The sequence below is a fragment of the uncultured Phascolarctobacterium sp. genome, assembly GCF_905212365.1.
Lineage (GTDB): Bacteria > Bacillota > Negativicutes > Acidaminococcales > Acidaminococcaceae > Phascolarctobacterium_A.
This window is the reverse complement of sequence record NZ_CAJMEH010000005.1, coordinates 41,148-58,373: the sequence shown is the minus strand read 5'-3', so window position 1 is coordinate 58,373 and position 17,226 is coordinate 41,148. Positions and strand designations below refer to the sequence as shown.

General features: G+C 50.2%; 19 protein-coding genes and 1 riboswitch. Of the genes, 4 read left to right on the top strand and 15 right to left on the bottom strand.

What is annotated here, in order from left to right:
* Positions 1-859 (bottom strand): ATP phosphoribosyltransferase regulatory subunit (locus QZ105_RS01960; protein ID WP_293728171.1); only part of this gene is annotated, 859 nt, incomplete at its 3' end.
* On the bottom strand, positions 852-1,160 hold the full coding sequence (locus tag QZ105_RS01955; protein WP_366935956.1) for a YerC/YecD family TrpR-related protein: 309 nt from the start codon (positions 1,158-1,160) through the stop codon (positions 852-854). The genes QZ105_RS01960 and QZ105_RS01955, both read right to left, overlap by 8 nt.
* 330 nt (positions 1,161-1,490) lie before the next feature.
* A riboswitch (SAM riboswitch) is annotated at positions 1,491-1,590 on the top strand.
* A gap of 88 nt (positions 1,591-1,678) precedes the next feature.
* Between QZ105_RS01955 and QZ105_RS01950 the strand changes: the two genes are divergently transcribed.
* The 3 genes from QZ105_RS01950 to QZ105_RS01940 all read left to right on the top strand — a co-directional run bounded on the left by QZ105_RS01950 (position 1,679) and on the right by QZ105_RS01940 (position 4,277).
* Positions 1,679-2,716 carry a methionine ABC transporter ATP-binding protein gene (locus tag QZ105_RS01950; RefSeq protein WP_293728169.1) on the top strand — a complete coding sequence of 346 codons (1,038 nt, stop codon included), beginning with the start codon at positions 1,679-1,681 and terminating at the stop codon, positions 2,714-2,716.
* Positions 2,706-3,365: a methionine ABC transporter permease gene (locus tag QZ105_RS01945; RefSeq protein ID WP_293728168.1), complete on the top strand. Its 660-nt coding sequence runs from the start codon at positions 2,706-2,708 to the stop codon at positions 3,363-3,365. The genes QZ105_RS01950 and QZ105_RS01945 overlap by 11 nt, the downstream gene beginning before the upstream one ends.
* Before the next feature lie 84 nt (positions 3,366-3,449).
* Complete coding sequence (locus tag QZ105_RS01940; RefSeq protein WP_293728167.1) at positions 3,450-4,277, top strand: MetQ/NlpA family ABC transporter substrate-binding protein; 828 nt, start codon at positions 3,450-3,452, stop codon at positions 4,275-4,277.
* A 65-nt stretch (positions 4,278-4,342) separates the two neighbouring features.
* Here QZ105_RS01940 and QZ105_RS01935 read toward each other — a convergent pair whose 3' ends face one another.
* On the bottom strand, positions 4,343-4,954 hold the full coding sequence (locus QZ105_RS01935) for a LysE family transporter (protein ID WP_293728166.1): 612 nt from the start codon (positions 4,952-4,954) through the stop codon (positions 4,343-4,345).
* Positions 4,955-5,123: 169 nt separating this feature from the next.
* Between QZ105_RS01935 and QZ105_RS01930 the strand changes: the two genes are divergently transcribed.
* Positions 5,124-6,593, top strand: a complete 1,470-nt coding sequence (locus tag QZ105_RS01930) for a PLP-dependent aminotransferase family protein (protein ID WP_293728165.1) — start codon at positions 5,124-5,126, stop codon at positions 6,591-6,593.
* A 66-nt stretch (positions 6,594-6,659) separates the two neighbouring features.
* On the opposite strand, the gene QZ105_RS01925 is transcribed toward QZ105_RS01930, so the two are convergent.
* The 12 genes from QZ105_RS01925 to QZ105_RS01870 form a co-directional block, all read right to left on the bottom strand.
* On the bottom strand, positions 6,660-7,205 hold the full coding sequence (locus QZ105_RS01925) for a DMT family transporter (protein WP_293728164.1): 546 nt from the start codon (positions 7,203-7,205) through the stop codon (positions 6,660-6,662).
* The gene (locus QZ105_RS01920) at positions 7,175-7,534 is read right to left on the bottom strand and encodes a DMT family transporter (RefSeq protein ID WP_293728163.1); all 360 of its coding nucleotides are present in this window, start codon (positions 7,532-7,534) and stop codon (positions 7,175-7,177) included. The genes QZ105_RS01925 and QZ105_RS01920 overlap by 31 nt, the downstream gene beginning before the upstream one ends.
* Position 7,535: 1 nt before the next feature.
* On the bottom strand, positions 7,536-8,357 hold the full coding sequence (locus QZ105_RS01915) for an AraC family transcriptional regulator (protein WP_293728162.1): 822 nt from the start codon (positions 8,355-8,357) through the stop codon (positions 7,536-7,538).
* Between the two features lie 482 nt (positions 8,358-8,839).
* On the bottom strand, positions 8,840-9,487 hold the full coding sequence (locus QZ105_RS01910; RefSeq protein ID WP_293728161.1) for a uracil-DNA glycosylase: 648 nt from the start codon (positions 9,485-9,487) through the stop codon (positions 8,840-8,842).
* 15 nt (positions 9,488-9,502) lie between these two features.
* Positions 9,503-10,885 (bottom strand): lipase family protein, encoded by a 1,383-nt coding sequence (locus tag QZ105_RS01905; protein ID WP_293728160.1) that lies wholly within the window; start codon positions 10,883-10,885, stop codon positions 9,503-9,505.
* Between the two features lie 43 nt (positions 10,886-10,928).
* On the bottom strand, positions 10,929-11,438 hold the full coding sequence (locus QZ105_RS01900) for a TIM barrel protein (protein ID WP_293728159.1): 510 nt from the start codon (positions 11,436-11,438) through the stop codon (positions 10,929-10,931).
* On the bottom strand, positions 11,439-12,164 hold the full coding sequence (locus tag QZ105_RS01895) for an ABC transporter ATP-binding protein (RefSeq protein ID WP_293728158.1): 726 nt from the start codon (positions 12,162-12,164) through the stop codon (positions 11,439-11,441).
* Positions 12,136-13,125, bottom strand: a complete 990-nt coding sequence (locus tag QZ105_RS01890; protein WP_293728157.1) for an extracellular solute-binding protein — start codon at positions 13,123-13,125, stop codon at positions 12,136-12,138. Before QZ105_RS01890 ends, QZ105_RS01895 begins: the two co-directional genes overlap by 29 nt.
* Positions 13,126-13,268: 143 nt before the next feature.
* Complete coding sequence (locus tag QZ105_RS01885; protein WP_293728156.1) at positions 13,269-14,483, bottom strand: MBL fold metallo-hydrolase; 1,215 nt, start codon at positions 14,481-14,483, stop codon at positions 13,269-13,271.
* Positions 14,484-14,593: 110 nt separating this feature from the next.
* The gene (locus tag QZ105_RS01880) at positions 14,594-15,004 is read right to left on the bottom strand and encodes a hypothetical protein (RefSeq protein ID WP_293728155.1); all 411 of its coding nucleotides are present in this window, start codon (positions 15,002-15,004) and stop codon (positions 14,594-14,596) included.
* 30 nt (positions 15,005-15,034) lie between these two features.
* Positions 15,035-15,469 carry a hypothetical protein gene (locus QZ105_RS01875; RefSeq protein WP_293728154.1) on the bottom strand — a complete coding sequence of 145 codons (435 nt, stop codon included), beginning with the start codon at positions 15,467-15,469 and terminating at the stop codon, positions 15,035-15,037.
* A gap of 475 nt (positions 15,470-15,944) precedes the next feature.
* The gene (locus tag QZ105_RS01870; protein ID WP_293728153.1) at positions 15,945-17,006 is read right to left on the bottom strand and encodes a hypothetical protein; all 1,062 of its coding nucleotides are present in this window, start codon (positions 17,004-17,006) and stop codon (positions 15,945-15,947) included.
* Positions 17,007-17,226: the final 220 nt, after the last annotated feature.

The window sequence follows — 17,226 nt, the reverse complement described above, 5'->3', positions numbered from 1 at the left end:
GGTAGCCCATTTCCGGCAGATAAGCCTCAAATAACATTCCCGTATAATAATCCAGCGAACGGTACAGTCCCAAATCGAAGCTGAGATAACGGGCCGCGCCGTAGGCTTCCACTAATTCGTAAATGCGTTGCAAATCCTGCAAAGCGCTCAAGCATAAAGGGTCAGTCACAATGCCGCGCACCCGCTCCAGCAGCTCTGCGCCGCCCTGCAAAAATAGCAAATCGGCCAACAGCCGCTTAATTTCCGGACGGATATTACCGGCGGCGTCCGCCATGTGCTGCATTCCCACGGCGTCGTGACGGCGCAGGCAGCTTTTCAGCCGGCTGATTTGCTCCGCGTCAAAGCCGGCCTCCTGCGCCAAACCGTTAATAAAATTCACATGGCCCAGGCTGATGGCAAACTGCTGCACACCGGCGGCCTGCAAAGCTTCCGCCGCCAGCACGATAACCTCCGCGTCGGCAGCGGGGCCGCTGGCTCCCAAAAGCTCCACGCCAGCCTGTTCAAATTCGCACTGCCGCCCGGCCTGGATTTCCTCGTAGCGATATAAATTTGCCAAATAGCACAAGCGCTTGATAGGCTCGCCGCCCTGTAGACGCGTGGCCGTCAGGCGGGCGATGGGCGCGGTCATATCGCTGCGCAGCGCCAGCAAATTATTATCGCGGTCGAAAAAACGGAAATCGCCTTTCGTGCCTACCTTACCAAAGGTGTCCGCATATTCAAAATCCGGCGTTTTCACCTCGTCGTAACCCCAATTATCAAAAACGCGGATGATGGCGTCCTCGATGCGCCGCCGCGCTTTCATTTCGCCCGGCAAAATATCCTTCGTACCGTAAGGCACCTGATAGACCTTATTAATCATGCTGCTTCTCTCCTTCTAAAACTTTCATTACCGAATTATAACCGTCGGCGCCGTATACCAGACAGCGCTTGACCCGCGAAATAGTAGCCGTGCTGGCGCCGGTTTTTTCCACAATAGCTTCGTAAATACAGCCCGCGTTCAGCATCCGCGCCACCTCCAGCCGCTGAGCCATGGCCTTCAATTCGCTGATAGTACAAATATCCTCAAAAAATCTATAGCATTGCTCCTCGTCTTTTAAACTCAAAATCGCTTTGAATAACTGATCCGTCAAATGGTCGTGAATATTAGCAGCCATACTCATCCTCCTGTCCGCTTATTCGCTGATAACTTAATATGTTGTAAAATACTTTAATACTTTATCTTGCGAAAGTCAAGAGGAATTTGTACAAAAGAGCTTTACCCTACTGTAAATTTTCTTCTTGTAAATGGGTCACATCTATTTACACCACAGATCAACCGTCAAGATTTTTTACGCGCCCTCTTTACAAAAGCCTAGTAATCTGATATAATTTGAAAAACTTAACACTCACGCAATTTTTGCCGCAGAAAATTAACGGCAACAGCATTTTTTGATATTTTGGTTGACAATCCCTGCAAATAGAGGTATGATTAATTCACTAACTTCACAGAGATTTCATCAAGAGTAGCTGAGGGACTGGCCCGATGAAGCTACGGCAACCACACCACGGTGAACGGTGCCAATTCCAACGGAGTTTTCCGGCAGATGAAGCTATACAAACGCAAGCTGTATCCTTCACCGTGCCGGTGAAGGATTTTTCTGTATCATACCCCAATTCTGCACAAGAAAGGATCAGCAAGATGATAGAATTAGTTAATGTAGAAAAAACCTACTTTAGTAAAGCGGGCGACATTCACGCCCTGCACAAAACCAATCTCAGCATCAAGGCCGGCGAAATTTTCGGCATCATCGGTCTGTCCGGCGCAGGCAAATCCACGCTGGTGCGCTGCATCAATATGCTGGAAAAGCCCACCGCAGGCAAAGTTTTCGTCGACGGCGCCGAGCTGACCGCCATGAACGACGCGCAGCTGCGCAAGGCGCGCCAAAGCATTGGCATGATCTTCCAGCATTTCAATTTGCTGACCAGCCGCACCGTTTACGATAATATCGCTTTCCCGCTGGAAATTCAGGGCCTCGGCAAAGCGGAAATCGACAAGCGCATCCGACCGCTGCTGGAGCTGGTGCAGCTGGAAACCCGCGCCGATTATTATCCCAGCCAGCTTTCCGGCGGCCAAAAGCAGCGCGTCGGCATCGCCCGCGCTCTGGCCAGCAACCCCAAGGTACTGCTCTGCGACGAAGCGACCTCCGCGCTGGACCCGCAGACCACCAAATCCATTTTGGAGCTGCTGCAGGATATCAATAAAAAATTGAATCTGACCATCGTGCTCATTACCCACCAGATGGAGGTTGTAAAAACCGTCTGCGACCGCGTGGCAGTAATCGAAAACGGCGATATCATCGAGGAAGGCTCCATGGTCGACGTTTTCACAAACCCGCAGCACCCCACCACCAAGGAATTTACCAAAAGCGTTATCAACGCCGAAATTCCCGAAATGGTTAAGAATAAAAATCTCAGCGCTAATTATACGGAAGGCAGCAAGCTTATCGTGCGCCTTTCCTTCATCGGCGATTCCGCAGGCGAACCCATCGTTTCCGGTATGGTTAAGCGTTTCGACGTGGACGTCAGCATTTTGTACGGCAATATCGACCAGCTCAAGGACGTTCCCTTCGGCACTTTGATTGTTGAAATCAACGGCACCGAGCCCGGTATCAAAAACGCTTTGGAATATCTGCATAAGCAAAATCTGAAAACGGAGGTAATCGGCTATGAGCCCTGATATGCTGAATCTTTTATTAAAATCCTTTTGGGAAACCTGCTATATGGTAGTTTCCTCCACTATATTATCCACGCTTATCGGCATTCCCTTAGGCGTAATTTTAACCGTCACCCGCAAGGAGCACATCCTGCCTAATCAGGCGGTCAACAGTATTCTAGGCGCAGTGGTCAACGCTACGCGTTCCACGCCCTTCATTATTTTAATGGTAGCGATTATTCCCCTGACCCGCATGATCGTGGGCTCCTCCATCGGCACCACGGCGGCCATCGTTCCGCTGACCATTTCCGCCGCTCCCTTTATCGCCCGTATCATTGAATCCTCGCTTTTGGAAATCAACCCCGGCATTATCGAAGCGGCGCAGGCTATGGGCGCCAGCCCCATGCAGATTATCACCAAAGTGCTGCTGCCAGAATCTTTGCACTCCATCGTTTTGGGCGTTACCCTGGCGATTATCAGCTTAATCGGTTATTCCGCCATGGCCGGCACCTTGGGCGGCGGCGGCTTGGGCGACCTTGCTATCCGCTACGGCTACCAGCGCTTCCAGATGGACGTTATGCTGGCCACCGTCGTAGTCCTGATCGTTATGGTACAGGCTATGCAGTCCCTGGGCGATTATGCTTCCAAAAAGCTCAACAAAAACAAACTTTAATTTGTAACCTGTTTGCACGGCCACGGAAAGCGCGCTTCCAGGCCTGCGATAAAATTTAAAATAAATATGCTAGGAGGCTCAACGATGAGTAAATTAAGCAAAATTTTAATCACTGTCGCTCTTTGTGCCCTGACTTTAATTGCAGCAGGCTGCGGCGGCGACAGCAAAGAAGCTAAGAAGGCTGACCCCAGCGTACCGGTAAAAATCGGCGTAACCGCAGGACCCCACGCGGAAATTATGGACAATGTTAAAAAGCTGGCCGAAAAAGACGGCTTGAAAATCGAAGTCGTGGAATTTTCCGATTTCGTTTCTCCCAACGTGGCCCTGAGCCAGAACGAGCTTTTCGCCAACAGCATGCAGCACGCTCCTTACCTGGCCGCTACTCTGAAGAAAGAACCTAAATTTGAATTGGTAGAAGTTTTCAAAACCGTAAACTTCCCCATGGCTATTTATTCCAGCAAATACAAAAAGGTTGAGGATATCCCGGCCGGCGCCAGTATCGGCATCCCCAACGACCCCTCCAACGGCGCCCGCGCTCTCTTAGTGCTAGCCGATAAAGGCTTCATCGAGCTGAAGGATAAAAATTCCGTTACCGCCACCGTAGCCGACATTACGAAGAACGAGAAAAAATATCAGATCCGCGAACTGGACGCAGCTTCCATTCCCAAGGCTATGCCCGATCTGGATATCGCCGTTATCAACGCCAACTACGCTTTGGTAGCCAACCTGAATCCCACGAAGGATTCCCTGCTTATCGAGCGTCCGGACAATCCGTTCCTCAACATTTTCGTTACCACCAAGACTAACGCCAGCGACCCGCGCATCGCGCAGCTGAAAAAGATTTATCAATCCGCAGAAAACAAAAAATTCATTGAAGACCATTTCAAGGGCACCATCACTGCCGGTTTCTAATCGAAACTACAAAAATCCGCAGCTTATCCGGCTGCGGATTTTTTATTTTGCTTGCGCTTTTTAATTTACAGCAGTCGCCCCAAAAATTGCTGCAGCAAACTGCAGCCGTAAAAGAAAATCACCGCGCCGCTGACGCGGTTAATCCACAACAGCAAAGCAGGCGTAATAGCGCGGCGGCAGCGGTGCACCGCCAGCGTCAGCCCCGTAAACCAGACTCCGGAAGCGCAAATTACGCCGCCGATGAAAAATCCGGCTGCGCCCTCCGGCAGCGAAGCGTGAAACGCTCCTAAAATCATCGTGCCGTCCAGCACGGCCTGCGGATTAAACCAGGTTACAACGCAGGCGTAAGAAGCCGTTTTTAGCCAAGGCTGGCGCACCTCGCTGCGCTCTATTTGCTGCCCCCGCGCCGCCGCCAGCCGCACGCCCATGTACAGCACCGCCGCGCCGCCTAAAAGCAGCACCGCTAGCTCCAGCCAGCGATATCTGCCCAAAAGATAGCCCACACCGTAGAAGCAGGCCAGACTCAAACTCAAATCAAAAAGGAAAACTATACAGGCGTTGAGCAACGCCCGTTTATAATTATTAGACAACGCCGAATTAACGACGAAAAGATTTTGTACGCCGATGGGCGCAACGTAGGCCAGCCCAATCAGCATCCCTTGCAGAAAATAAGTCATACTATCACTTCCGGCTCAACCAAAATTTGCCGCTATGCTTCTAGCTAAAATTTAAAACATCGTGCTATAATAGGCATAACGGCTGTCATCTGTTTTGATTATAGCGCACAGCCAGAACTTTGTACCCAACCAAAAACAAAAAATTTCCCCAACCAAAAAGGAGAATGCCATGCAAAGGATAACTCCCGTCGGTATCGGCTGGCAGCCGGATAAAAGCGCCGCGCTGCCAGTCTACCGGCAAATAGTCCGCTTCATCTGCCAGAAAGTAAAAAGCGGCGTCTGGCCCATCGGTACGCGCCTGCCCGCCCAGCGCCAGCTGGCGGAAATGTTCGGCGTCAACCGCAGCACCATCGTCGCCGCCTTAGACGAGCTGACGGCCTGCGGCATCGTCGCCTCCAATCAGGGCGCAGGCACGGTCATCGTCAGCAACACCTGGTCCGTACTGCTGCCCAACGCCGATTGGAGCGCATATCTCAGCTCCGGTTATTTTAAAGCCAATAGCAAAATTTTGCAGGACATCAACCATTACGAAGCGCAAAGCGATATTATTCGTCTGGGCACCGGCGAGCCCGACCCGCGCATCATGCCCGCCGAAATTTATCAGGAGGCCATGGCCCGCTTAATGGGCAGCGCTCCCTCCCTCGGCTATACGGAGCCTTTGGGCTCGCCGCGGCTGCGCCGGGCCGTAGCCAAGCTGTTAGAAAAACGCGGCTTAAAAATTGCGCCCAGCTGCCTGCTGATAACCAGCGGTTCTTTGCAGGCGCTGCAGCTTATCGCCGCCGGTTTGCTGCCCCGCGGCAGCGCCGTATATCTGGAAGCGCCCAGCTATTTGAAATCGCTGAACCTTTTTCAATCCTCGGACATCCGCCTGCAGGGCGTACCCATGGACAACGACGGTATCAGCCTGCGCCATTTAGCCGAATACTGCGGCAGCTCCCACAGCCCCGCAGCGCTTTACACCATTCCCACGCATCACAATCCTACGGGCGTCACTATGCCGCTGGCACGGCGCAAAGCTCTGCTGCAGCTGTGTCAGGAACGCCAGCTGCCCATCATCGAGGACACGGCCTACGAGGAGCTGAGCCTGACCCAGCCTGCGCCGCCGTCCTTAAAAGCGTTGGACGCTTCCGGCGCGGTAATTCAATTAGGCACAATCTCCAAAAGCTTTTCTCCCGGCCTGCGCATCGGCTGGCTGGCAGCGCCGGAGCCCATCGTGCAGCGCTTGGGCGATATCAAAATGCAAATCGACTACGGAGCCAGCGCTTTGTCCCAAGCCCTGCTCTGCGAAATTTTGGAAAGCGGCCTATACGAGCAATATCTGCATTTACTGCGGCAAGAATTAAGGCAGCGCCGGGAAAATGCGCTGCTTGTCTTAGAAAATTATTATAAGGATTTAGCCTTTTGGAACGAGCCCCAGGGCGGCTTTTTTATCTGGCTCACCTTCTACCGCCCGCTGAATATGCGGCAGCTTTTTCAGGAAGCCATCAAGCGCCGCATTTTGCTGAACCCCGGCGACATTTACGATTTCAAGCACAACAATTCCCTGCGCCTGTCCTTCGCCTACGTCTCCTGCGAAGAATTTACCGCCGCCGCCAAGGAGCTGGCGCGCATCGTCCGCGCCTTGCAGAATAACGCTTAACGCAGCAGCGGCAGATTGCCGGTCAGTCTATTGATTTGCTTTTTGCCGCCGCTCTTGCATCTCCTATTAGCTTTTATAATTTGATATGAACAAGCCCGCCATAGCCAGCGTCGTCCCCGCCGCCGTAGTTACGGTGAAGGGCTCGCGCAAAATTACCGCCGCAGCCGTCACCGTAATAACCGGCACCAAATAAATATACACGCTGGTCCGCAGCGGCCCCAAAATTTTTACCGCATAATTCCAGGTTACAAAGCACAGCGCCGAAGCCCCCAGCCCCAAAAAGAGCAGATTGCCCCAATACATTGGCTGCCGCAGGGCCGTCCAATGCCAGGCAGTATCGGACAAGGCCGCGCAGGGCAGCATAAACAGCAGGCCGTAAGCAAAAATTCGCCGCGTCGCCAAAATGGTGGGATAACCATAGGCGGCGATTTTTTGCATCAGCAGGGAATAGCAGGCCCACACCAGCGCCGCCGCCAAGGCCAGGCCGTCGCCCAAGGGATTGAAGGCCAGCCGCGCCCCGTGAAAGCTCAGCAGGCAAATGCCCGCCATGGCCGTGACAAAGCCGACGAAAAACCACCGCGTCAAGCCCGGCAGCTTTTGGCCGCCGCGCACTCCAGCAGCGCCGTTAAAAAGGGCGCCGCCGAAATAATCACGCCCACATTGGAAGCCAGCGTATAGGTCAAGGCGATATTTTCCAAAAGATAGTACAGGCAAATGCCGCAGAGTCCCGCTGCCGCCAACGTCAGCTCCTGCTTATAATTTTGCGTCCGCAGCCGCTGCGGCCGCGCCAGCCACAAAGCCGCCAGCCCTAACGCAAAGCGCAGAAATAAAATTTCCACCGGCGTCAGCGCCGTCAATAAAATTTTCGTGGCGATAAAGGTCGTGCCCCAAATCAAAATAGTGAACAACGCGGCCAAATGCCCGCTACCACAATTATGCATATTACCGCCCCGCTTTCAAAAACATTTCCCGGTAGCTGCCCGGCGTCAGCCCGATAAAATTGGTAAAGGTATTGGTAAAATGGCTTTGGTCGGCAAAGCCCGTCAGCAGTGCGGCCGCCGCAGGCGCTTCTCCGCTCTCTAAAAGCTTCTGCGCCCGGCTTACGCGCACGGTCTGCAAATAACGGTAGGGCGTAACGCCCTTGGCCCGCGTAAAGCTGCGCAGCAGCGAGGATTTGCTGAGCCCGGCCGCCCGGCAGATATTTTCCAGCGTCAGACGCCGGGCAAAATGCTCCTGCATATACGTGCAGGCCTTTTCCACTGCCGTATCGCTGGCCGCAGCCGCAGGGCAGGACGCCGCGCCGTAACGCTCCAGGAGCAGCGACGCCAACAGCAGCAGCGCCTCCTCTCTGGCAAAAGCCTGCGCTCCGTTCATAATCAAAGCGTGCAGCGAGCACAGATAATAGGCGGCCTCTTTGTCGCCGACTACCGCAGGCGCAAAACGCGGCAGCTGCTCCGAGCCGGTAAGTTCCTGCGCCAGCCGCGCCATAGTTTCCGGCGGCACGTTCAGCGCCAAATAATGCAGCGCCGCTTCCGAGCTTTGCACGCAGCCGTGGCCGTCCCCCGGATTAAATAAAACAATATCCCCAGCCGCCAGCGTCAGCCGCTTGCCGCAGCAGGTCAGCAGCCGCTCACCCTGCGCCGCATAGCCCCACACATAGTAAGCGTGAAAATGCTGGGGAAAGCTCTGGGCCACGCCCTCAAAGCTGTAAGCCTCCAAATGCAGCTGTTCGTCGTAACGTATCGTGCGGCTGCCTTGCTTCACGGCCCCGCCTCCCTTCTTTTAAGCAAAAATGTAGTCTGTAAAGCTGTCGCCAGGCTATATCTGCATATTCTTTATTGTATACCTTTCTGCCACCAGGCATCTTGTAAAATATCGTCAAAATTTGCGCAGCGTATTTTTATAACGAACCTTCTTTTCCCCTCGCGTTTCGCGATAGGAAAGCTAAAAGAACGCGGCTTCTGCAAAATTCGACTTTTTCTTACTTTATCGCTATAATTACAATTGTTTTCATAATAACGTCCGCCGCATCATATATCAAATACTTATTCTTAGCGGCATAATATGTTTTCAAAGTACAGATTATTTTATCGCTCGCCGCTTTTTTCCAAAAATAAAACTTCGGCACACTGAAAAAGCCAGTACGCCGAAGTTTGATTTCATTATAAATTTTCTTGTGCGTAGTATTCCGCTAAAATTCAAAGCAGACTGCATCAGCAACAGCGCCGCTTAAAAGCCTGAGCCTTTTACAAATAATCGTTGACCCGCTTTTTGAAAAGCTTGAATAAATCCGTCTTTTCCTCGGACATCAGCTGGCTGTCAGGCGCGAGCTGCAGCGTCCTTGCCCGCGCGGCCTCCAAATCATGGAAAACGTCCCACTTAGCCGCCACCAGCTGCTTGCCCGTCAGCCGCAGCAGATAAGCCGGGTGATAAGTCGCAATGCAGTCAAAGCCCTGTCGCGTGCGGAACCATTGGCCGCGGTCGCGAGTGATGCGCATATTGGGATTACCTAAAAAGTGCAGCGCCACGCTGCCCAAAGCCACCACTACCTTTGGCTGAATAATTTCCAGCTCCCGCTCCAGCCACATTTTTGCGCAAAAATCCGCCTCGGCAATATCCGGCGTGCGGTTATTTTTAGGACGGCATTTAATGACATTGGTCGTCAGCACTCTGTCCCTAGTCATTTTTACGGCCCACAACGCTTTATCCAGTAGCTGTCCCGAAGGGCCAATCAACGGACAGCCGTAATCATCCTCCACACCGCCGGGTCCCTCGCCCACAAAAACTATGGGACTATGAGGATCGCCGTACCAGCCCACCGGCGCAATAGCGTCCCCGCGCAGCGGGCAGCTTTGGCAGACTTTCAGTTCCTGTTCCAATGCTTGTAAATCCATAACGGCTTCCCCCATTTATTCTTGCGACAAACGCGCTTCACGCTGCAAAAGCACGAAAGGCAGCTGCTTATGCAGCTCCCGGCCGGCCTCCACCAGATTTTCACCGGCCGCCTGAATATTGCCCACGCCCGGCGCTACCTTGCGCCCCAAACTGCTCATGGACAACATCCTTCCCTGCTTATCGAACAGCGCCTGCTCCAAAGTTAAATACCAGCCGCTGTCATTGCGCTGACGGCTGCCGTCGATGCCGCAAATCAAAATATAATCCGCGCCTGCATAACGGCTCAGCTGCACAATATCCTGCTCCGCATAAGCCTCCTGACCCAGCGCCTTATCCATCACTACATATGAAGGCAGCATCCGCTTATACTCGTCGGTCAAAAACCGTTTCAAATCCACAACCGTCGCCACCTTATGCAGCCGCGCGGCCTCGTTAATCCACAGCGCCACCACCGGCTCACCCTCCGTTACTTTCGTATCCGGCACAGGATATAGATGTCCCTGCTCCACCTCTTTATCAAACGCCTTATACAATTCGCTGACGCTGTAATCAAAATACATCGCCATATCGTGCTGCATACTGCTCAATTTAGGCGACAATCTGTATTTAATATGCTTCCCAAACTGCTTATAGCCGCCGAAAAAAGTTTGCAGACTGCCCGGCACCGGGTCGGCAGTATTGGTTATGCGCAGCAAATTAACGGTCTCGCCGTACTCCTGGACAAATTCCTCGTTGCCCACGGCAGGAGCGCCAAAGGTAACGACGATAAATTTTTCCTTAGGCAAGCCCAAGCTAACCAGGCGCTCGCCCAGCAGCGTCGCCGCCGCGCCGCCCAAACTATGCCCCGACAAAACGAGATAAGCGTCGCCGTCCTCCGCCGCCGCTTTAAACACGCCTTTGAGTTTACCGGCTTCATCCAGTACGGAGCTGCGCAGCACCGCATTCACATAGCTGTTAAATCCCTCGTGTACAGCCGGCGCTTTTTCCCGCAAAGGCTTCGCGGCCAAAGCCTCCATCGAAGTCAAATCCGCGCCGCCAAAATTTACCTTCTGCGTTTGCAGGTTGACGCCCCAATCCTTTTTGCTGGCGCTGCCGCGAAAGGTGACTAAGAAAACGCGCTTTTGCAGCTCAGGAAAATAATTACGTGCGATAACGAAATTCGTTTCCACTTTATCTTCAGAATAGGTCTGCGGCGCCAGCTCCCAGCCGTAGCTGCGCAGATAGCTGAATTCCGTCGAGCTGTCCGGCAAATATACGCCCAGGCACGACGCCGCCGCGACGGTCGTAAAATATTTGTCGACATATTCCCGGCTGACGTTCGGCACAGCCGCCAGCGCCGACGCAGCCCCCAGCAACAAGGATAATAATAACAAACAAATTCTGCACAGCTTTTTCATAACGCACCCCCTGTTCACGCCAACTAATCGATACTTATTTTTATTATAATCCACTTTGACAAAAAAGCAAAGAGCCGGCGCGCTGCGCCAGCTCCTTTTCTTCATTCAGCGCCAGATATTCCTCAAAATTAAACAGCACGTTGCCCTTTGTCCGCAGGCCCACGTTTTCAATAAGCAGCCGCACATTATATCCGGCAGCCAGCTCCAGCAGCTCGCCTAAACGGCGCCGTACCAGCAACTGCGTCTGAAGCTTATCGCCCTGCCAGCCCTCGTTGGTATGCGCCACCACAAAGCCAGCTTTAATTTTAGCCGCATAAGCCAGCGTCGCTTTAAACGCTTCCAGGTAATGCACATCGTTAGCGTCGGACAGATTAACGGCCACGCAGGGCCCGTGGACGGACAGCTCCCGCCGTCCCCAGGCAGCCGTTTCTTCATCCCAATAATAGTCCTTGCCAAATTCATAAAAAAATTCAATGCCGTACTCCGGCGGCAAGGAACGCAAAGCATTTTTTGTAAAGCCTGCAAAAAGCAGGTCGCTGACCTCAAAGCGCATTTACTTACCTCCCAGCTCCAAATTGATTCCCGTATCCGCATCGAACAGGCACACGTTCTCCCAAGCAAAATCAAAGCCGCGCACAGCTCGTAAATCGACGCTTGGGTCGCTGCATTGCAGATAAAAAACAGAACCGTCCGCCAAATGCAGCGCGGCTGTTTTCAAATTACCGGTGTTTTCCACGAAATCTACCTTACCGTTTATCATACCACTATCAAAGCGCGGCTGGCAAGCCTCCGGGCGCAGGCCGAACAAAGCCTTACCGCGCGTGCCGATAAGTGCCGGCTTATCCTGAGGCAGCCGCATGGCGCATTGCCCTGCAATCAGCATACCGTTCAGCACCTCCGCAAGCAGAATATTCATAGCCGGCTGACCAATAAACCCGGCGACAAAGGTATTCGCAGGATGATGATAAATATTATACGGCGTATCGATTTGCTGAATGCAGCCCTGATGCATAACCGCAATGCGGTGCGCCACAGTCATGGCTTCTATTTGGTCGTGGGTAACGTAGACCATGGTAGGCTTAAACATTTCGTGCAGCTTCACCAGCTCCGTCCGCGCTCTCTGCCGCAGCTTGGCGTCCAGATTTGATAAGGGCTCGTCCAGCAAAAAGTAGGGCGACTGCTTGACTAAAGCGCGGCACAGAGCAACGCGCTGCTTTTGGCCGCCGCTCAGCTCGTGAGTCTTTTTATTTTCATAGCCCTCTAAATGTAAAATCTCCATGGCCTGCTGGGCGCGGCGAGCTTAAGGAAAAGCAGCTCAGCACAATATGCAGCGGCCCGGCCAGCGGATTGTAAATCCACAGAAAAAGAATACTGGCAACAGCCAAAGACAGAGTGGACGGCAAAAACAGCGCCGAACGGTAGAAGGCGGTAAAACGCCGCACCACATGGCCTAAAATATTGGTAGCGTGCAGCCCGCTGCCGTCCTTCACCATATCGGCCAGCATTTGGTAAGCCTGCGCAGCCTCCGGAGTATCAAAGCCGACGACGGTTTTGCCGTTTACTTTTTTCAGCATTTGCCCGCCGTTGGATTCGATTAAGCCCTGCTGCGTCCAGTTATCGGCGTATTTCTGCATAAAGAAGCCCATATTGCCGGTTTTTTCTTTGATTTGTTTAGCGTCAGCCATAACCTTGTCCCAGGTTTGGGGCGGCTTGTTGGGGTCCAGTCCGGCTTTTTGGAAAATTTCCGGATTATAAAACAGTACCGGCACGCTGACGGAATAAGGCAAGCCTATCTGCTTACCGTCCTCAGTCTGCGCCAGGTTCAAAACGTTGGGCAAAAAATTGTCCTGCATAAAATTAGCGTCGCCTGCCTCTTTAAAGGCCACGGTCAAATCGGTATACTTTAAATTTTCCGCAGCGTAATCCAGGAAGAAATAGCCCATCTGCACCACGTCGGGATTTTTGCCGGAGGCCATAGCAGCCTGCAAATTTTGTGTCAAGCCCTTATACATATCGGGATTATATTTTTCTACGACTTCGATATTCGGATGAGTTTTGTTAAAATCGGCCACCAGTTCTTTAACGGTAGCGCCGCCAAAGCTTTCGGCAGCTACGTGCCAGTATTCAATCTGCACCTTTTGAGCGCTGTCTGCATTTTTCTTTTCGCCGCCGCAGCCCGTCAAAGCCGCTGCTGCCAGCAAAGAGACCATGCCCGCAGCCAAAATCTTTTTCAACTTCATGCTTAACATTCCTCCATTTGTACAATAAGTTGTGAACTATCTTTATTGTAAAGGAGGAATGTTAAATCCGCAGCAAGAGCATGTAAAATGAAAGTAAAAGGAGGGAAGCGCCGCTTGCTTCCCTCCGTAAATAAAACCGTAAATTAAAATTGCAAACTCCAGCCCTGATGCAAAGCCGCCACCTTACCCTTGCAGGGCAGCTCCCGAAATTGAGCGACAGAATTGGTATGCATCGGAACGATAAGCGTATTTTCACCGGCGCACAGCTCCAAAGTGCGCTTGATAGTTTCCACGGAAGCGTGCCCGCCGCTGTGCAGCGGCAGAAAGCGTTCGCCCCATTGCTCCTTCAGCGCCTTGAGCTGCGGCGTGCGGTCTATATATCCCTCCCACAAGGAATAAATTAAAACGCTGTCCCGGCCGTATTTTTCGTAAAAGCGCTTGGCTAACGTCAAATCCTTCATACGTATAACTTTTACAAAGCCCTCGCGTCCGTCCGCCGGCAAATTAAAATGCTTTTTATAAAGACCGGCGCGGCTATTTTTAGCGATAACTGTACAAATTTCTTTTTGCGTTGCGTCTATGTCGAGTCCCTTGCCTGTTGCTTCTGCCGCCCACGCCATACTGCAAAGGCTGTCGATATTTGTGGACGACGCAAGATAAAGCACATATTTATGCTCAGCGCACACCTTGAGCATTTCCTGCGCCAGCTCCACTTCGCTGTATTCGTTACCGGTGCGGCCAAGCATCGTTCCCTCGATTAAAAGCACGTCCACCTTGCCCACATATTTTTGCAGCACATCATAAAAGCGTTTCCCAGTATACCCATGGTTGCGAAAATCTCCCGTAAACAAAATTTTTTTATTATCCACAAGAATAAGATACGCCAAAGCGTCAAAGGCGGAATGATCCACCCGCAAGGGGCGCACGGTAAACGGCCCAATTTGCAAATCCTGGCCAAAATCCTGCTGCGAAAAAACGTGGGCGTTAGTTAAGCGTTCAATGCTGGCATCGTCCGCAGCCAGCAGCCCGGCATTTTTAAGCTTCATTTTGATGAACAGGCTTATCTCCTGACAAGTCTTGCTCATATAAACGGGAATTTCCGGCAGCACATACCGCAGCAAGCCGATGTGGTCGCCGTGGTAATGAGAAATCAGCACGCCGTCGCAAGCATCCTTGCCTTGAGTAACTCCCTCGATATTGGGATTTGCTTCCGACGCAGCATTAGCTTCACCTGCGCCCCAAGCGTCGGACGGCAGCTCCGCGCCCATATCCAAAATCAAACGATGCCCTTGACAGCGAATTTCAGTAATGCCGCCGCCAATGCGCTCGGTTTCTTTATGAGTTAAAATTTTTACCATAATTCTGCCTCCCTTTCTCTATATCGTATTGCTATTTGCTTGTTTTTAGTATTATAGCTTAACCAACGCATAAAAAATTGCACATAGCGAAGAAATTTACGTTTGCAGCTTTAAGCGGCAAACCGGCAATAAACCTTACCGCCGTTTTGCAAAGCCCAAATGCCGCGCTGCACGGCCAGCTGCAGCCTGGCTTCGCTAAAATCATATTTTGCTTCAGCTGCTTCTTGCAGCAGTCGTTCCATTGTCGAGAGGTTGTTATCTTTATTTTTAGAACGCCAAAAGCAGCATTGCACCTCGTCAGCCATCAGGCGTATAGAAAAATTACGCACTTGCTCAAAAGAATATCCCCGCAAAACCGCTTTCAGTTCGTCAAAATGCAGACATTCCTGATACTTTTCCAATGCCGGGCTTGTATCTCCCGTCGCCTCTGCGAAAAAAACTTCTCTGTATTCCTGCTGACGTCGCAAAATACACAGCTCCTCCCTTGCCTGCTGCCGCTTAGCGCGATTATAATACAACAAAAGTTCATAGCCTAATCTGCTAAAGTCCGCTTAAGCATCAGCAAGGCAGCTCCGTAATGCTTGTTGCAAAAACTCATTTTCCTCCGCCAGCGTTTCCAAATACCTTTCCTTATGCGCCAGCATAAGCTCCAGCTTTTGCGAACGGCTAAGAAAATCAAATTTCTGCTCCGATTCCATACCCAACTGCTGCAGCAGCGCGCCGTCGACCGCAGTATTGATATACACCTTGCGACATTGAGGATAATTATATAGAGTAAACTGCTCCAGTTGGTTCTTCACAATTTGCGGCACTTGCTTCTGCAAACGCAGTAAATTATCCAGCGTCAAAGAAAATTTCTGCAGCCGGTTATAGCTCCCGGCGATTCTGATAAGCGCATACTTGAGCTTGCCGAAGCCCTTGACCGTATAAAGCAGTTCGGGCTTTTGCGCGGAAGAAAAAGCGTAAATCGAAAGATTGTTGTTCATAAATATTACCCCTTTCACTAATGCCAAAATTATGCAGACAAATATTTTTTTGGCAGCATTTCGCTCCGGAAACGTAAAAGCGAAACTCCAAAGCGCAAAATCTTTTCAGTTTTCAAGGTACAAAAAGCCGCTGTACCGGCCAACGGCAGAATTGCATTTGGCTATACAGCGGCTTTTTTTGCAGAAAAAATCCCTTATAGAGCCAAATGGGTACAGCTATAGCAGAGTAAAATTACTACTGCTTTAGCCTCCAAAATATCCGTTTGGCTAATAAGGGATTTCCAAGTTTTCTAAATTACAACAATCTTTCTTTTCAACGCTCACGGCTAACGCCGTGTTTTAGATATTACCACAAGCCTGCCGGTTTTGTCAACCGCGCTGGCTTGTATATAGTGTAGCAAACACAGCGCGCAAAAATTTGCGCGCTGCTTGCGAAATAAAAAATCAGATGCAACAGGACGGAAAAATATACTTCTCAATTATTGTTTAGTATTTCTATATCACCCACAACTTCAATACGTCCCACCTTATATTTTTCCGCACTATATTTTATCCGTCTGCCGTCATTACCATTTAAGGTTTCCAGCAATTTTGATGTAATAACAGGATGCATATTCTCATAATCAGCTAGCATTACCGCGTTAATTTTTTCTATTTTATCATTACATTCCTTAATAAGCGTTCCATATCCTCTCTTAGCGCTCGCATCATCTTCTTTGACATTTAACGTAAAGCTTCCTTGTTTATTTAATAAGTCGTACATATAGTTCGCATAAAAGAAGATTTCAGAAATTATTCCTATCATCTTATTTTGAAACTTCAATTCAAAAACAGAAAACTCTTCGGGCTTTGCAGGATCATAAGCCCATAAATCTATAGCCGACTTGCCTCCGGTAAATATTTTGTTTTGTTTCTCAACAGAGCCTTCAAATAAACCTACAGGCATCTGACGGTTAACTATTATGTTCTTTGAATCTTTAAAAAGCGGCGATAATACGTCTTCTTTATGCTCATATATAAATTTTTCCATAATGGACTCGGTAAACATATTGATTCCATCGTTTTTATATTCGCCATCGAATTTATCACCAGGAAGATTATTCAAAAGCTTTTCTTTATGCTCTCCTTTATGCCCCTCTAAATACTTTTCAAATTCATTTACCTTTCCCTGCAAATCATCTTCTAATCTAAACCAATCTTTGTATTGTTGGCTAAACCGCAACGCTCTATAAAGGAATCTATTAGCATGCTCATTTTCCAAGATTCCCTTCTCTGGAGAAGGTGAAGGTATCTCAACACATTTCAGTTTAACAAAATTGTAGTTTTTATCCATAAAATACGTTTTCAAAACTGCAGCCCAACCTTCAAAACAAGCCGCATTATTTTGCATATTTTCTTTATAATGGTCGCCCGTTATTAGCATTACCACTGTTTCTTTATCTTTATATAAGCCTACTGTGCTGCTCCATCGGAAATTATTATTACCCAAATTTACTCTAATTATTTTTTCAACCTCTTTTGTAAATTCTTTATTCATAACATCAGCCTCCTTAATTCATTTTAATACTGCACTAACTACCGCCAAGTCTTGAGCTCTTGGCAAAACTTCGCCTGCGCTCTTGGCTTTAAATTTTAAAATTCGCTTTTTATTTTCTTTTCTCCTGCCTGCGTAAGAATTTAAATTTCCAGCTCTATTGCTTATCTGTAATTATAGCTCAACAAATGCGCAAAAATTTGCGCATAGCAATTGTTATAAT

Coding starts and splice junctions, on each gene's coding strand:
- QZ105_RS01955 (WP_366935956.1), bottom strand. CDS start 1,160: ATGAGTATGGCTGCTAATATTCACGACCATTTGACGGATCAGTTATTC.
- QZ105_RS01950 (WP_293728169.1), top strand. CDS start 1,679: ATGATAGAATTAGTTAATGTAGAAAAAACCTACTTTAGTAAAGCGGGC.
- QZ105_RS01945 (WP_293728168.1), top strand. CDS start 2,706: ATGAGCCCTGATATGCTGAATCTTTTATTAAAATCCTTTTGGGAAACC.
- QZ105_RS01940 (WP_293728167.1), top strand. CDS start 3,450: ATGAGTAAATTAAGCAAAATTTTAATCACTGTCGCTCTTTGTGCCCTG.
- QZ105_RS01935 (WP_293728166.1), bottom strand. CDS start 4,954: ATGACTTATTTTCTGCAAGGGATGCTGATTGGGCTGGCCTACGTTGCG.
- QZ105_RS01930 (WP_293728165.1), top strand. CDS start 5,124: ATGCAAAGGATAACTCCCGTCGGTATCGGCTGGCAGCCGGATAAAAGC.
- QZ105_RS01920 (WP_293728163.1), bottom strand. CDS start 7,534: ATGCATAATTGTGGTAGCGGGCATTTGGCCGCGTTGTTCACTATTTTG.
- QZ105_RS01910 (WP_293728161.1), bottom strand. CDS start 9,487: ATGGATTTACAAGCATTGGAACAGGAACTGAAAGTCTGCCAAAGCTGC.
- QZ105_RS01905 (WP_293728160.1), bottom strand. CDS start 10,885: ATGAAAAAGCTGTGCAGAATTTGTTTGTTATTATTATCCTTGTTGCTG.
- QZ105_RS01900 (WP_293728159.1), bottom strand. CDS start 11,438: ATGCGCTTTGAGGTCAGCGACCTGCTTTTTGCAGGCTTTACAAAAAAT.
- QZ105_RS01895 (WP_293728158.1), bottom strand. CDS start 12,164: ATGGAGATTTTACATTTAGAGGGCTATGAAAATAAAAAGACTCACGAG.
- QZ105_RS01890 (WP_293728157.1), bottom strand. CDS start 13,125: ATGAAGTTGAAAAAGATTTTGGCTGCGGGCATGGTCTCTTTGCTGGCA.
- QZ105_RS01885 (WP_293728156.1), bottom strand. CDS start 14,483: ATGGTAAAAATTTTAACTCATAAAGAAACCGAGCGCATTGGCGGCGGC.
- QZ105_RS01875 (WP_293728154.1), bottom strand. CDS start 15,469: ATGAACAACAATCTTTCGATTTACGCTTTTTCTTCCGCGCAAAAGCCC.
- QZ105_RS01870 (WP_293728153.1), bottom strand. CDS start 17,006: ATGAATAAAGAATTTACAAAAGAGGTTGAAAAAATAATTAGAGTAAAT.